Origin of the sequence: Marinoscillum sp. (assembly GCF_040222955.1) — a bacterium.
Classification (GTDB): Bacteria; Bacteroidota; Bacteroidia; order Cytophagales; family Cyclobacteriaceae; genus Marinoscillum.
Genome location: NZ_JAVKCA010000007.1, coordinates 322,078 through 335,900 on the forward strand (window position 1 = coordinate 322,078; position 13,823 = coordinate 335,900).

Below are 13,823 nucleotides of genomic sequence, written 5' to 3' on the forward strand. Positions count from 1 at the left end.
TAAGTAATTACTGATTATTTGAAACTCTGGCTTTCAAATCTATTTCTATTGAACTGCCCTCTGGCACTGCTGCCGAACGAATATTGAAATCAGTTATCTTAGGAATCCGACTCTCTATCACAAGCACATTTGGCACATCTCCCGCACTTGGAAATGGATATGGACCTCCGAAAATCCCCATTTCAGTACCGTCTGATCCTGCACCCTTACAGGGAGAATCCTCCGCCAGCCTGTAATCATAGCTGAAATCAAGCGCATATTCAGGAACATCCACAAACTTCGGATTCACATTCTCAAGATTGTTACCAGTGCTGTTGGTTCCGTAATCAAAGGTTTGTCCCCCCTCGCTGGTCAGCACCAGGTTGTGTGTTAGTGCCATATTGCTGGCGCCTCCTGTGCCCCTGCCCCACAGAATATTGTTGCTAAAGACGATACCGCTCGCCTGGTTGACGATACCTACACCACTAAAAAACACATCATAGACCTGATCGCTCCCGATAAAAAGGTTGTTGATGAAAATCTGAGGGCCTTTGACCCGTGCTACCCCACCTGTGAAAATGTTATTTGCTACGAGTAGATTACTACCGAATGGGTAGTCTCCATATACACCGTTATAGTTTGGTGCATAACCTATGTTATCCAGAATGTTGTTGTAAATCTTAATGTTACTAAAGTAGCTGAGGTGAACCGACTCACATCTATTTCGGGTGAATGTCACATTGGTGAGCGTGTTGCTCTCAGTGCCCTCAAAGCCCACTGAAATGTATCGGTAGTTTCCACTTGCTGTGGTTACCACTCCATTCACATAAAAGCCTTCAATATGCGATCCTGAGGCATCCAGATCTAAATCCGGATTTTCATTTTTAATGATCATGTGGTTGACGTTGGTCGTAAAACCAAACTGAGCATCTTCTGTGGATTGGTAGCCAGCGCCGATCAACACCAGCCTTTTGTTTAAAGTAAACCCATCATAAGTAGTTTCTGATCCTGCAACTATTATGGTATCGCCCACAGCCGCATCGTCAATGGCTACCTGAATACTTGAATACAGCGCACCTGAATGTTCATTGTTATCTACCGTAATAACTGTGGCCAGTGAGGTGAAAAATCCTATGAGAACGAAGCAAATGGCCAAAGAATATTTAAATAATTGATAGGACAGATTGTGTTGAGCTAAATACATGTAAGAATGGTTTTATTTAAAGGTATGAATATGTATGGCAAAAAGAGTGAAATAAATATTCAATACCTATACCTTAAATTCGGTATTAGCCCTAAAAAAAACGGTAGTGTATAGCCCAAGCACCAACGATACGCCGAGCAACAGTACCTGGGGGTAAAACATCTCAAAAATCGCCTTTTAAGGTGGCCTATCGGCCCTGTCATGTTGATCTCCTGCTAGCCTGCCGAACCAGAAGATTCCGGCCCAAAACACGGCCCTAAGTCAGATAAAATAAACAAAAACAGACACCCCATAAAGACCCCCATTGGTGGTTGTTAGGCTGTTGTCTTCCCACCACTGTGTCACGTCCTCAATAGCTCGATCTAATACTTTTTCTAAACAGTACTGTTTAATTAATAATTCTAATATCTTTGCCCTAAACACTACCATTTTATAGTAATGCCTAAAATTGTTGCAGATAGAATAGATTGGATAAAACTGGGGTTTATACTATTCGCTAAAGATGGTATTTCTGGAATTGTGGTTGATAAAATGGCCAATAAACTCAAATGCAATCGATCTAGCTTTTACTGGCATTTTGATTCCAAAGAGAAATTCATTGATAAAATCCTCACGTACTGGATAGAAACGGATACGAATCAGATTATAGAGCAGACTCAAAAAATGAGTACTGCAGAAGAAAAATTCAAAGTCCTTATTGCAATTACTTTTAAGTCAGACCCAAATATAGATTTCATATTTCATCTCAAACGATATGCGATCAGGCGAAAAGACATTCAAAAAACAATAGACGAAATTGATGAACAAAGAATCAGCTTCGTGTCCTCAATGCTGGAAGATCTTGGATATGCCGAAGGTGAAGCATTGACCAAGGCCAAAATCTTCTACAAGTACTTAATTGGTTATCATGAAATGATCAAGTATAAAAAACAGCATAAAAACTACGTAGCAGACGTTTATCATGAACTCAAGCACTTTATAAACATATGAATAAAGCAATTTTCACAAAACAGTTACTGTTCTTCACACTCATCATCATCCAACATTCAAAAATTATGGCACAAAACGAATACACCATTCAGGCAGATTTTCAAGGATCAAAAGAAGTGGTATGGGAAGCCATTACTGACTTCCAGTCTTATGATAATTGGAACACAGTTCTCATGATGGAAAACAACGACCAGTTGGAAGTTGGAAAGAAGTTTAAAGTCACGATTATAGATGAAAAGGGCAAGCAATCTCAATTTAAAGCCCAGGCGCTAACCAATGAGCAATACAATTCTTTTTCCGCCAGACAAGTTATGCTTGGGAAATGGTTTTTTTCAGCCACCCATTATTTTATTGTGGCCCAAAAAAATGAATCCGAAACTACCCTGACACAGACCTGGAGATTCAGTGGTATTCTTTTTAGACCATTTAGAAAGCTCATATTTAATCAACTTGACAGGTTCAACCAAATGAATGATGACCTCAAAGAATATCTCAAAGCTAATTTGAGGGAAAATGTGGGTAACAATGGATAAAAAACATAAGGTTGATCTGTCATCCGAAAGTTTGTCGATTTCTGGCAAGTCTGCCGAGTAAAATATAAATTCATATAGGTTTTGGATCATTAGATTAAGGAAAAGCAAGGTGCATTTCAGTCCCTACGTTTTTTATCTAGGATGGATACTTTGGAAGCACCCTCTTGCCGGGCGCGGCAAATTCATTAGTTTTATCGGAACTTGCCAAGCCTGGGGCCGCGTAGACGCACTCCTGCTATTCGTTACACTCCACCCTCTTCAGGTCGTAGAAAGCTCATCAATAAAGTTTACTTTCAACGAAACTTTTTCTAAATTAGCTGAGTTTACATAAATATAAACTTGATGATTCAGCGATTTGAGGTTGAACTCCTTGAACAGGCTTATGAATTCCTAAGAAAACTTGACCTCAAGCACCGAAAGAAGATTATTCCGAATATGGATCGGGCTAAACTTCTATACCGACCCAAAACTGTTTAAGAAGCTTGACGGAGAGATCTGGGAATTCCGAACTTTATTCTCGGGAAAGCAATATCGTTTGCTCGCCTTCTGGGATAAGACCAAACAAACTGAGACGCTGGTTTTCGCAACTCATGGATTCATCAAGAAAACAAGTAAGGTTGACAAAAAGGAAACTGATAAAGCTGAACGAATTAGACAGCAATACTTTAAAAGTAAGGAGTCATGAAACGATACACACTTGAACAAACAAAGGACGACTTAATTGGGAAGGTTGGGACTCCTGAACGCGACCAGTATGAGTTTGAACTCAAATTGGAACTGATTGGAGACATGATCCAACATGCCAGGAAACAGCGCAACCTAACTCAGCAACAGCTAGGCGAACTCATTGGAGTGAAGAAGGCACAAATTTCAAGGCTTGAGAACAATACAGGGAATGTAACTATCGAAACGATTCTCAAAGTATTCAACGCTCTTGAAGCAAAGGTGAGCTTCAACGTTAAAATGCTGAAAAGTAGAATAAACGTGGCGTAAACGGTGTGTAACATGGACTGGCTTGACGAACAAGCAAAGAGGGAAATGCTGGATGACTGGCTATAGCAGTTGCTCCGAATGCGGAACTGTCAACACATTGCGATGGCCACACACCTAAAGAAATCGAGAGGTATGATTAAGGATAAAATAAAAACTCAAAAAGGTCTGGTGAAAAAGCTGAGGGCAATAAGGGACAAGTTCAACAAAGACATTCAAGACATGACCCTGGAGGAGGAGCAGAAGTATCTTGAAAAAATGTCTGCTCAATGGAAGAATTCCCCGCAATCGGACAGACTGCCGTAAGTCAACCCTGATATGCTAACAGCAGCTCCTTCGGCCCTCTTGGTATTTTTCCAATGTCTTTTGCCGCATAGGTCCTCCGACCTGAGGAGAAAACACTTCCAGTGGGTAAACCAACGGTGTGGATCGAAACGAATCATAACAGGGTGTATGAGCGCATGTGCAGAGGTTTCCATTTACTCCCTCCGTTTTTCATCAATCCACTAAATTTCATTCCGCGCTTCTGTCTCCAACTGCAAAATATTTTCAGAGTTTGTAATTTCTGGGCTGGACAATCCGTCATATTGGGCAGAATTAAAAAAGTAATTCATGAAAGACGAGTTTACAGATTTGCTGTATCAGAATCAGGGAATAGTCCATAAAGTATGTAATATCTATTTTAGAGATAGGCTCGAAAAAGAGGATTATCATCAGGAACTTATCATTCAATTATGGAAGGCTTTTCCTAGTTATCATGGTACGGCCAAATTTTCTACGTGGATGTATCGGGTTTGCATCAATGCAGCCATTGACATCATGCGGAAAGAAAAATTTCAACTGAAACAAGTAAAGTTATCTGAGGTTGAAATCGATCATATATCCAGTGCGGATGATACCAATCAAACCAATAAGGAAAAATTGTACAGCGCAATAGATAAGCTATCATCTATTGATAAAGCGATCATTGCCTTGTACCTGGACGAGTATACTTATAAAGAAATCTCTGAGATGATAGGTATTTCGGTCAGTAACACCGGAGTTAAAATACAAAGAATTAAAACGCAAATTTTAAAATCATTTGAAAATGGAAACCATTGAATTAAGAAGAATCTGGAACACGCTTGCCAAAGAAAAATTAATCGACAAGGATTTGGCCAAGGAGAATATTTTGGAAATCATCACCCAAAAAAGCAATGGAGTCATCAATAAACTACAAAGAAAGCACCAGCTTGATTTTAACCGCTACCTCGGTGTTGTGATCTTCATGCCGTTTGTCATATTATTTCTGATTCACCGTGATAGCCAGGGCCTGCTTACACATGGCAGCTCAGTGCCAGGAGGCCCGTATGTCATACCATGTCTCATTGAAGCCTTCATGATTTATGCGCTCTGGAGCATAAAAAGAAATATAGATTTTATGAAGCGCACTTACAATGCCGGCACATTGAAGGAATCCCTGGTGAAAATGAAATCCTATTTTGAAACCATAACAAAGAAGAGGACAGGAACAATATTATTGATGGCAATTTTGGCATTTATTGAAGTGGACACATTGATTAGAATGGGGGGAATCGAAAACATGAATTTTTCGCTTAATGGACCATACATCTTTGAATCCTACTTTTCGGTTTTCATAATACTTTTGACCATTTCTGTACCTTTTATCGTCAGACTGGACATCAAAAGATATACTGACCTTCTGCGCGATTTAGATCAAACACTTGAAGACCTGGATGAGAAAGAATAATCAGTGTATAGCTATCCAAATCACAACAACATAAGGGAAGCGAAAACTAATTGAGGTGTGGCCGTGCCTTCGGCCCCCTCTTACGCCTATGGGTGATTGAAGAAAGTGATGAAAATCAGATACCCAATCAACATGTTGCTAACGTCAGAGGTTTTGGATGAGAAAGCGGAACACAGAAAGGAAGGCGCTATATTTAAGGAGGAAACATAGGATCAGGACATGTATAATTTCTCATATTTCAAGGAAAAGGACAGAGCAGCCATATTGGATTTTGTTGAGCACAATCCGTTTGCATTTCTAACCGGTAGTAGCGCATCTGGCCATCAGGTGGCGACACAAATACCCATTCTCCCCGTCATGCGGGACGGTGACCTGATATTGCAGGGGCATATCATGAAGCGCACGGATCATCACAAAGCCTTTTCTGAAAACCCTAACGTGCTGGCCGTTTTTACAGGCCCACATGCTTATGTGAGTGCCTCCTGGTATTCCTCTCCTCAAATTGGTTCTACCTGGAATTACATGAGCGTCCATGTAGCCGGGAAAATGGAGTTTATGACTGATGCCATGCTGGTTGATTTTATGAAAAAACTGACCCTGAAGTTTGAAGGCGGGAATACCCACTCGCCCACATTTTACGATAACCTTTCAGATACATATTTGAATAAAATGATGCCTGCCATTGTGGGTTTTGAAATCAGAGCAGATAAAATCGACAATGTATTCAAGTTGAGTCAAAACAGAGATGAAAAAAGTTATCTGAATATCATTGCCGAGCTGGAAAAACAAGGTGGAAATAGCCTGCTCATGGCCAATGAAATGCAAAAGCGAAAAGAGGGATTATTCCCTCCGGGATCAACCTGGGATCCTAATCAATTTGATTCATGACAGTATCCGGAACCGCACGGCAAACAGCACTATCGAGCCCCTGACGTGCCCCTTGCGATCTATTGTAAATGATGGCAAGAAGTGTTAGTTTGTTTTAGCTAAAACCTAAGAGGGAAAAGTCCAGCTACAATTGTAAAACCATGATTAACAGGTTAAAATTTTCGATAGAGATTAAAGCAGAAAAAGCTGCGATCTGGGATGCACTTTGGAGCGATCGCTCCTATCACCAATGGGCCGGCGTATTCGCTGAAGGAGCTTATGCCATCTCCGAACACTGGGAAGAAGGCAGTAAAGTGCTATTCCTCTCACCAGATCAAAGTGGCATCTACAGCATCATCGAAACACACATTCCAAATGAAATAATCATGTTCAGGCATATCGGAAATGTGGTAAATGGAAAAGAACAACCCATTGATGATGAATCAAAAAAGTGGTCGGGAGCCACAGAAGTTTACACCCTTACTGAAAGCACCGAGACAAACACCCTGACCGTTGACATTGATGTCATGGATGAGCATTTGGATTTTATGTCAGAACGAATGCCCATAGCGCTGGAAAAGATCAAGAAGAACTGCAGCTAACACTCCCCTCGTTGGGGTCAACGTGCGAGATACAGCCAGCTGTGATCCCCCTCCCCGCTCAAATCCCTCCGCTACTACCATGATCCCCTATCACGTCTCATGCAACCTATTGCGAATGAGGTGAAGAAGTGTTAGTTTGTTACATTAAACTGAAAGGCCTGCTCCGCTAGTGATTACTTACTTCCGTACCACGGCCCTAAGTCAGATAAGGTAAACCAAACCATACACCCATAGCATAAAGCAGGCATCAGTCACTGGTGGTTGTTGGGCTGTTGTTAGTTGCAATATAGCTGCATGAAAATACTTCCACTCCTTCTTCTGTTTTCTCAACTTGTAACTCTCTGGACTCCATGTTTTGGTCAGAAGGATCTCCCTTTGAATTTCAATGATTCTTATATGCAGCCTCAAACGGATTTCAGGGCAATTAAAACACTCAGAACCTACAGTAAAGGAGATTATGAGTCATTACAAACTCACCTTTTTAACCTCAAGGGACTTAACTACAGAACTTTCAGTCATTACAAGGGGGAACTACAAAGTTTTACTCAGCTAAGCTATGACAGTCTGGATAGATTGATCAATATTGAGGAACATGGTCGGTGGATAGGTAACGACAGAAACCGAATTTGGGATAGCACTAAAGTGAGTTGGACAAACAAATACCTATATGACTCACAGGGCAGAATTTCAAAGTGCACTAACCTTTGGTTTGACGACAATCAAGAAGGGATAAGTTTCGTAGAAATGAGCTATCAATACAATGACTTAAATAAGGTCATAGTTGAAACTGAAACCTGGAAAGACTTGGACTCTTCTTCTATCCGCATAAGATTCGAACCAAATAGTGACATCATCTCTGAAAATCAGAACTTCCCAACTGTGAGTATCAATAAACGAATTTTTGAGTATGGAAATCAAGAAGATTTGATCAAAAGTTATAGTGACAATGAACTAAAGACTGTTCAAAAAATTCAGAGAATTAGTGATCGACTGCATATCGAGTATTTGCTAAACACCGAAGGTGATACTCTAAGATTTACCAAGATATTATTTGATCAAAACGGTCGTAAAATTTCCGAAATTGATTCGGGAGATTCAGATATATCTCTTTTCGGAACTTATGGAGATGGGGGAAGTTGGTCAACTAGAACGTTTACATACAACCAGTACGGGCTCTTAGAAAGAAAAATTTTCTCAAGCGGAGGCGAAGGGCTTTCACTGTTCATTGACTATCAATATTTAAAAAAATAAAGCAACTAACAGAGGTAGCTGTTGCGTAACTCATTCTTCGATGAGAATCACAGATTTGACAATTCAAAAACAGTTGAAATTTGGAGTTTACGAGGGTTTCGAAAAGTTGAATGTCACTATTTTAGTGCTATTAGCAAGCGGAAGGCATACAATCGCTAGCTAATCGGTGTAGACCATGAGCGGAACGAAAAAACTAGACTCCTTTGATCGCAGACGAGCAGGAATGCTGGACTTGGCAACCTGGATAGTTGTTCTGAACGGCCTAACTGTTCTGCTGTTTGGGCTAGCTTCTGACGAAACTGTGATACTCGTTGCTGGCTACCTGAACGCATCAACATACATCCTTTTTATTTCTAAAGACATATTTCAAGGACACTCTGTTTTCAAACTAAGTCACGGAATTCAAATTGTAGATTCTCGGACCGAACAGCCAGTAACTGAGCTGCGAACCGTACTTCGTAACTCAACGCTAATTTTGCTCTTCCCTATCGAATTTCTGGTAGCTGTAGTATCTCCTCAACGAAGAATTGGTGATTTGATCGCAGGAACCAAATTGGTTTCAACAGACAACAAGCAGAACGCTATCGAACGCATACGAACATTCCAACTCAGTGAACTAACAAAACCGAAAATCATATCTTTCCTGGTTGCAACTGGAATAGCGCTTTTATCATTCCAACTCTTGAAATATCTGATAATGAAGGCGTGAAAAACACGTTCTGCAACAATGTAAAGGCATGTGCATACGTTTCTACTGACTGAGGTAAGGGATCCGGTGTAAGATGGGTAACAAACATTTATGAAGGCACGGGAGATACAGCCAGCTACGATCCCCTCCCCACTCAAATCGACCCTTACTGCCATGATCCCCTATCACGTCTCATGCAACCTATTGCGAATGAGGTGAAGAAGTGTTAGTTTGTTACATCAAACTGAAAGGCCTGCTGCGTGAGTGATTACTTCCTTCCGTACCACGGCCCTAAGTCGGATCAAATAAACCAAAACAGACACCCATAACATAAAGCGGACATCAGCCACTGGTGGTTGTTAGGCCCTTGTTAGCATTAACACATTGATCGAATATAACTTCAAATACAAAGGTTTTAACGAAAGGACTTCCGTAAAAAGAGTTGCTCTGAATACCATTTCATATTTGTTGATTTGGTTATATGAACAGAAGTGGTTTCAAAAAATGAAACTGAATCGCAACTGGATGATTAGGTCGCATATACATGAAAAGGAAATTGACAGAAATATAGCAGCATCCCTAACTGACAAATTAGAACCAATAGAATTAGACCCTTTTCAGATTACCCTACTAGATGTTTATCCAACTCACGATCAGAAAAAATTTAAAAAACGTTTTGCATCGTTTCTCAATTCTCATAAACGTTATGGGTTTGAGAGTCAACCGGAAAGAAAGCTGGCTGAACTGATCGACAGCTTTGACTCATATAAGGGGATTGCTTGGGGTTCTATTTTTCACAATGATTTCAAAAATAACAATGAACTGGATCTTATAGACAGAGTCCAATACTCCTACATAAAAGGACCCTCTTCAAGTTTCTTAATACTTTTTAGAATCTCTCCTAGTGACATATATAAGAAACTCTTTAAACAAGCCCTGGAGATTGAACCCTACGATCAGCACACTTTTGAATATTATAACCTAACTCAAGCCTGGCGTAATAAAAGAATATTAGCAACCATTGCAGGCAAGCCCGTCTACCCCAATAAATATGTAACTAAAGTATCGAATGAATTAAAGTTTCAATTTCAAAAGTTGGCTAAGAAAGGAGTAGGAATGGGCACCTACACATGTAGCAAGAAGTATTTATATCCTTCAATATCAATTTATGAATATTCGGGAGTTACTGACCTTACCAATTGGAAGAATTTAGAACCGTATTTAAGAATAGGCTATCGAGATTTATACAAAACAAAGGACTCTCGATATGCTGTTAATTATCCCTATCCGGATCTTGTTAAAGAACCTAGCTATGACGTTATTGCTCTCTATCCCAAACTGGATGAAGAACAAGAGAGGAAGGATAGTTGGAACACAACATACAATCTATCTAGGCTTCTTGTTGATGGCATTGCCGCCAACTGGATGTTTACAAACGAGTGTGTTAGACATAGAACTCAATTGTCAACTCTTGATAGAAGTATTAGCAAATATTCAAACTCAAAACGAGATTCAGTTTTTCTAAAAAGAACATTGTATTTGAGCAAAAAACTGACTTACAGATGGTATTCTTTAAATCGGTTCGGAACAGATTTTAGCCATAGAGTTTTTAATAGGTATCATGACATCCCCGACTATTTCAACGATTCATTAAAGAGTATTAAAGGTGAAGAATTGACTCTAACAAAAGAAGTAACCAAATCGACCAAATATATTTTCGATGAGACTATGAAGACATATGACAACTTGCTTTCATATTTCAAAGTCTTGAGCCAGGATAATCAGACTAGAAGTTCTATGCGGCTTCAGGCAATATTACTGATAATAGCAATTATTGGAACTATATTGGCGCTAGCAACATCCGACTACATCATGCCATTTCTTAAACCCGTATTAGAAAAATGGCTAAATATTAAATTTCCGAAATAAGATAGACGAAAATAATGCTAACAGGTACTATCATCCATAAGCTAACTGAGTTATTTGCAAGGGCTAGACTGAGAGGATTAGGCTTGTCTCCAACCAGCGAGATACGGCTGGCTAGTTACCCACCTTCCCCCACCTCTATCCCCCTATATATCCTCGAAATCCTCCCTGGTAGTACCCGCACTGAAGTGTCGAATGTTATAGGTAAAAGTGAGCATGAAGTAGCGCTCCAGCACTGTGGACTGCTGATCTTCTATGTACAGCTCGGTAATATTTCTACGGGCGTTGTTGTTTTGCTGCAGCAGGTCATATACGTTCACACTGATCTCAGCCAGGTCATTTTTTAAGAACTTGCGCCCGGCACTCATGTTGAGCAGCATAGAGCTGTTGTCATAGCCCTCAGAGAGTCCGGTATTCAGCTGATGCCGCAGATCTGCCCGGTAGACAAACCCACCCAGAAAAACCCAGCGGTATTTTAAATGCGTGGTTTGATTGTAGAAGTTATTGTTAAGGGAAGGGCGCAGGGAGTTCTCCGCCACATGATAGCTGGACCTGGTGGAAATGTTGAAATCCAGGTTCTCGCTGATATTGGTATTGAGCGACACCCCAAGCCGGTAGTTCTGGGCATTCGAAAAGTTCAATACTTCGTTCACCATCCCGGGCTTTCGGGTGAAGTTCACTCCGCCATTAAACCTGATATTGGACTTGAGTACCTCCAGAGGATTTCCATAGCTCATATAATACCTAAACTGATAATAGCCATCCACATTGGCAGGTCTTGTAAACTGTGATCCTGGCTCCAGTATGACGCCCTCAGCCACCTCCTGAGGCTCCTCAGCTATGAAGGTAGAGTTGGTGATCAGGTTTTGTGCGAAGGATGATTCCACAGAAGCATATAGGGATTTGCCATTTTCCGGATCGCTCGACCAAAACCGGGCCCTGGCCCTGTGATTGTAGGTCTGGTTGAGGTCCGGGTTTCCGGCACTGAGTTGCAGCGCATTGGAATTGTCGATCACGTCCTGCAGGTCGCCTATGGAAGGCTCTCTGGTAGAAGTGCGATAACTCAGCTCTATGCGTTTGTCTTCCGATGGCCTGTAGTCCAGTCGTGCGGATGGCAGCACACTGCTAAATCCTTTTTTCAGATCCGTCTCACTGGGAAATACCTGATCGTTATACATGTTGGATCGCTGAAACTCCGTTTCCACCTGTAATTTTAAGCCTTCAACCTTCCACTGATACCCCAGTTCAAACTTCTGCCGCAGGTATTCACTCTTGAAGGTGTTGCTCAGTGCGGTATCGAGGGCATTGTACTCACCGGACGCATTGGCATCATAGGTCAGCTTATCCGAGTCGTCAATGCGGTCTCCAATTTCATACTCCAGCTCCATCATGCTGTGCTGGCCCAGTGGCTCGGTATAGGAGGTTTGCACCTCCCATGAAATGCCCGTGCGGGAGCGGGTTGTCCGCTGGTCAAGTATGCCCAGGCTGTCACTTTCATTGAAAAACTGGTTTTCGGCGTACCGCCTGGACCGGTCCTCATTGGTGTGCCACCCGGTGTGTAACCGGGAGGTGAAACTACGCCCTTCTTTGCCAAACTTCCGACTATAGTAGAGGTTATTGTCATAATCATAGTCCTGATAGCTGGCCGTGGCGGTATTGTCTGTCGCATTGATCGGGCCGGAACCGGAGGTCGTTTGGCCTAAAAAGTTATTGATGCTCTGTTCATTTCTAAAAGAAAGATTCGGGCGCATCAGCAACACGTTCTTGTCATTGATGGTATACTCCAGTTTTAAACCAAGTCGGTGGGCTGTATTCAGCCGGTTGGTATAGCGATCTTCAGCGTAAATCTGGCCGGAATCTGATGCCAGGGCATAATCCCTGAGCCTGCGCTGCGTTTGTTCATTTTCCTCTCTGGAAAATTGATAATTCCCGTTTAGCTCAAATTTTGAAGTCAGGTTATCGCTAAAGTTAATGCCCAGGTTATTGGTTTTGATCAGCCCATTGGCATTGATGTTATCACCCATGCTGCTGGGATCTGCGGAGTAGTTGGTCGTATTGATGTTGTTACTCAGTCCGGTGACGGTGATCCTCCGGTCATTGTTGAAAAAGTTCACACTGGCTCCGCCCTGGTAGGTGTTTCCGGTCCCCACTCCTATGGTGGATTTACCAAACTGCCCTACCCGCCGACTGGGCTTGGTAATGATGTTGATCGTCTTTTGCTGGGCACCATCATCAAAACCACTCAGCGCAGCTTTGTCGCTCTTCTTATCGAAAATCTGAATACTGGCCACTACCTCCGCAGGAAGGTTCTGAAGGGCCGCATTAACGTCCCCACCGAAAAAAGGCTTGCCATCTACCAGGATCACCTGAATATCCTCGCCATTGGCCTGCAGCTTACCATCCACGGTGCTGATGCCCGGCAATTTCTCTATCAGCTCCTGACTGGACGCATCAGGAGCCGTTTTGTAGGCCTTGGCGCTAAACTGTGTGGTATCACCCTTCTGCATAGACGCCACGGGTTTGCCCACGATCTCCACGGCCTCCAGCACCTTGGTGTCCTCCACCAGAGAGAGCATGCCCATGTCAAGGTTCTTACTCAGGTCTATTTTTTGATACAGGGTCTGATAGCCAATAAAGTCAGCCTTGACGAGATACGTGCCCGAACCAAGTCCGCTGATTTTGAAGTGACCCTCATAATCAGTGATGCTCCCCTTGATGATGGCTGAATCGCCCGGATTCTGAACCACCACTGTGGCACCCGGGAAAGTGGATTGATCTTCGTGGCTTTGAATATGACCACTGAGGGTAAATTCCTGCGCGAGGAGGAGTGGGAAAATAAAGCAATTGACCACAATGAAAATGAGGTATTTCATGGATTCCTTTTCATTTTTATGTGCTGACAAATCTGTCGGCATCAGTAATACATCAAAATTGGGGTGGGGTGATTAAGGGCAACGGTCATCAGAGCAGGCCCTGATACAAAAAACACTGAAACAAGTCATGTTATTGTGTTTTCAACACAAAATTAAGGGAACAATCTGAA

At 41.9% G+C, this 13,823-nt stretch carries 14 protein-coding genes; 12 read left to right on the plus strand and 2 right to left on the minus strand.

The window, feature by feature from the left end; all coding sequences use genetic code 11:
* Positions 1-7: 7 nt before the first annotated feature.
* Positions 8-1,183, minus strand: a complete 1,176-nt coding sequence (locus RIH33_RS03465) for a hypothetical protein (protein WP_406653694.1) — start codon at positions 1,181-1,183, stop codon at positions 8-10.
* A 438-nt stretch (positions 1,184-1,621) separates the two neighbouring features.
* Here RIH33_RS03465 and RIH33_RS03470 point away from each other — a divergent pair, with 438 nt between their 5' ends.
* The 12 genes from RIH33_RS03470 (at position 1,622) to RIH33_RS03525 (ending at position 10,783) form a co-directional block, all read left to right on the plus strand.
* Positions 1,622-2,173: a TetR/AcrR family transcriptional regulator gene (locus RIH33_RS03470; protein ID WP_406653695.1), complete on the plus strand. Its 552-nt coding sequence runs from the start codon at positions 1,622-1,624 to the stop codon at positions 2,171-2,173.
* A 65-nt stretch (positions 2,174-2,238) separates the two neighbouring features.
* A complete protein-coding gene (locus RIH33_RS03475) occupies positions 2,239-2,706 on the plus strand; it encodes an SRPBCC domain-containing protein (RefSeq protein ID WP_406653697.1) in 468 nt (155 codons plus the stop codon).
* 400 nt (positions 2,707-3,106) lie between these two features.
* Positions 3,107-3,391 (plus strand): type II toxin-antitoxin system RelE/ParE family toxin, encoded by a 285-nt coding sequence (locus RIH33_RS03480; protein WP_406653699.1) that lies wholly within the window; start codon positions 3,107-3,109, stop codon positions 3,389-3,391.
* Positions 3,388-3,699, plus strand: coding sequence for a helix-turn-helix domain-containing protein (locus RIH33_RS03485; RefSeq protein ID WP_406653700.1), 312 nt, complete (start codon positions 3,388-3,390; stop codon positions 3,697-3,699). Before RIH33_RS03480 ends, RIH33_RS03485 begins: the two co-directional genes overlap by 4 nt.
* 102 nt (positions 3,700-3,801) lie before the next feature.
* Positions 3,802-4,002 carry a hypothetical protein gene (locus tag RIH33_RS03490; protein WP_406653701.1) on the plus strand — a complete coding sequence of 67 codons (201 nt, stop codon included), beginning with the start codon at positions 3,802-3,804 and terminating at the stop codon, positions 4,000-4,002.
* Positions 4,003-4,308: 306 nt separating this feature from the next.
* Positions 4,309-4,797 carry an RNA polymerase sigma factor gene (locus RIH33_RS03495; RefSeq protein WP_406653702.1) on the plus strand — a complete coding sequence of 163 codons (489 nt, stop codon included), beginning with the start codon at positions 4,309-4,311 and terminating at the stop codon, positions 4,795-4,797.
* Complete coding sequence (locus RIH33_RS03500) at positions 4,784-5,446, plus strand: hypothetical protein (protein ID WP_406653703.1); 663 nt, start codon at positions 4,784-4,786, stop codon at positions 5,444-5,446. Before RIH33_RS03495 ends, RIH33_RS03500 begins: the two co-directional genes overlap by 14 nt.
* A 219-nt stretch (positions 5,447-5,665) precedes the next feature.
* Complete coding sequence (locus RIH33_RS03505) at positions 5,666-6,334, plus strand: FMN-binding negative transcriptional regulator (RefSeq protein ID WP_406653704.1); 669 nt, start codon at positions 5,666-5,668, stop codon at positions 6,332-6,334.
* Between the two features lie 140 nt (positions 6,335-6,474).
* A complete protein-coding gene (locus RIH33_RS03510) occupies positions 6,475-6,915 on the plus strand; it encodes a hypothetical protein (protein WP_406653706.1) in 441 nt (146 codons plus the stop codon).
* Positions 6,916-7,209: 294 nt separating this feature from the next.
* Positions 7,210-8,166: a hypothetical protein gene (locus tag RIH33_RS03515; RefSeq protein WP_406653708.1), complete on the plus strand. Its 957-nt coding sequence runs from the start codon at positions 7,210-7,212 to the stop codon at positions 8,164-8,166.
* A gap of 175 nt (positions 8,167-8,341) precedes the next feature.
* A complete protein-coding gene (locus tag RIH33_RS03520; protein WP_406653710.1) occupies positions 8,342-8,875 on the plus strand; it encodes a hypothetical protein in 534 nt (177 codons plus the stop codon).
* A gap of 483 nt (positions 8,876-9,358) precedes the next feature.
* The gene (locus tag RIH33_RS03525) at positions 9,359-10,783 is read left to right on the plus strand and encodes a hypothetical protein (protein WP_406653712.1); all 1,425 of its coding nucleotides are present in this window, start codon (positions 9,359-9,361) and stop codon (positions 10,781-10,783) included.
* Between the two features lie 143 nt (positions 10,784-10,926).
* Here RIH33_RS03525 and RIH33_RS03530 read toward each other — a convergent pair whose 3' ends face one another.
* Positions 10,927-13,653 (minus strand): outer membrane beta-barrel protein, encoded by a 2,727-nt coding sequence (locus RIH33_RS03530; RefSeq protein ID WP_406653714.1) that lies wholly within the window; start codon positions 13,651-13,653, stop codon positions 10,927-10,929.
* Positions 13,654-13,823: the final 170 nt, after the last annotated feature.

Bases quoted from the DNA above. Each gene is read 5' to 3' on its own strand.
- RIH33_RS03465 (WP_406653694.1), bottom strand. From the start codon at position 1,183: ATGTATTTAGCTCAACACAATCTGTCCTATCAATTATTTAAATATTCT.
- RIH33_RS03470 (WP_406653695.1), top strand. From the start codon at position 1,622: ATGCCTAAAATTGTTGCAGATAGAATAGATTGGATAAAACTGGGGTTT.
- RIH33_RS03475 (WP_406653697.1), top strand. From the start codon at position 2,239: ATGGCACAAAACGAATACACCATTCAGGCAGATTTTCAAGGATCAAAA.
- RIH33_RS03485 (WP_406653700.1), top strand. From the start codon at position 3,388: ATGAAACGATACACACTTGAACAAACAAAGGACGACTTAATTGGGAAG.
- RIH33_RS03490 (WP_406653701.1), top strand. From the start codon at position 3,802: ATGGCCACACACCTAAAGAAATCGAGAGGTATGATTAAGGATAAAATA.
- RIH33_RS03495 (WP_406653702.1), top strand. From the start codon at position 4,309: ATGAAAGACGAGTTTACAGATTTGCTGTATCAGAATCAGGGAATAGTC.
- RIH33_RS03500 (WP_406653703.1), top strand. From the start codon at position 4,784: ATGGAAACCATTGAATTAAGAAGAATCTGGAACACGCTTGCCAAAGAA.
- RIH33_RS03505 (WP_406653704.1), top strand. From the start codon at position 5,666: ATGTATAATTTCTCATATTTCAAGGAAAAGGACAGAGCAGCCATATTG.
- RIH33_RS03510 (WP_406653706.1), top strand. From the start codon at position 6,475: ATGATTAACAGGTTAAAATTTTCGATAGAGATTAAAGCAGAAAAAGCT.
- RIH33_RS03515 (WP_406653708.1), top strand. From the start codon at position 7,210: ATGAAAATACTTCCACTCCTTCTTCTGTTTTCTCAACTTGTAACTCTC.
- RIH33_RS03520 (WP_406653710.1), top strand. From the start codon at position 8,342: ATGAGCGGAACGAAAAAACTAGACTCCTTTGATCGCAGACGAGCAGGA.
- RIH33_RS03525 (WP_406653712.1), top strand. From the start codon at position 9,359: ATGAAACTGAATCGCAACTGGATGATTAGGTCGCATATACATGAAAAG.
- RIH33_RS03530 (WP_406653714.1), bottom strand. From the start codon at position 13,653: ATGAAATACCTCATTTTCATTGTGGTCAATTGCTTTATTTTCCCACTC.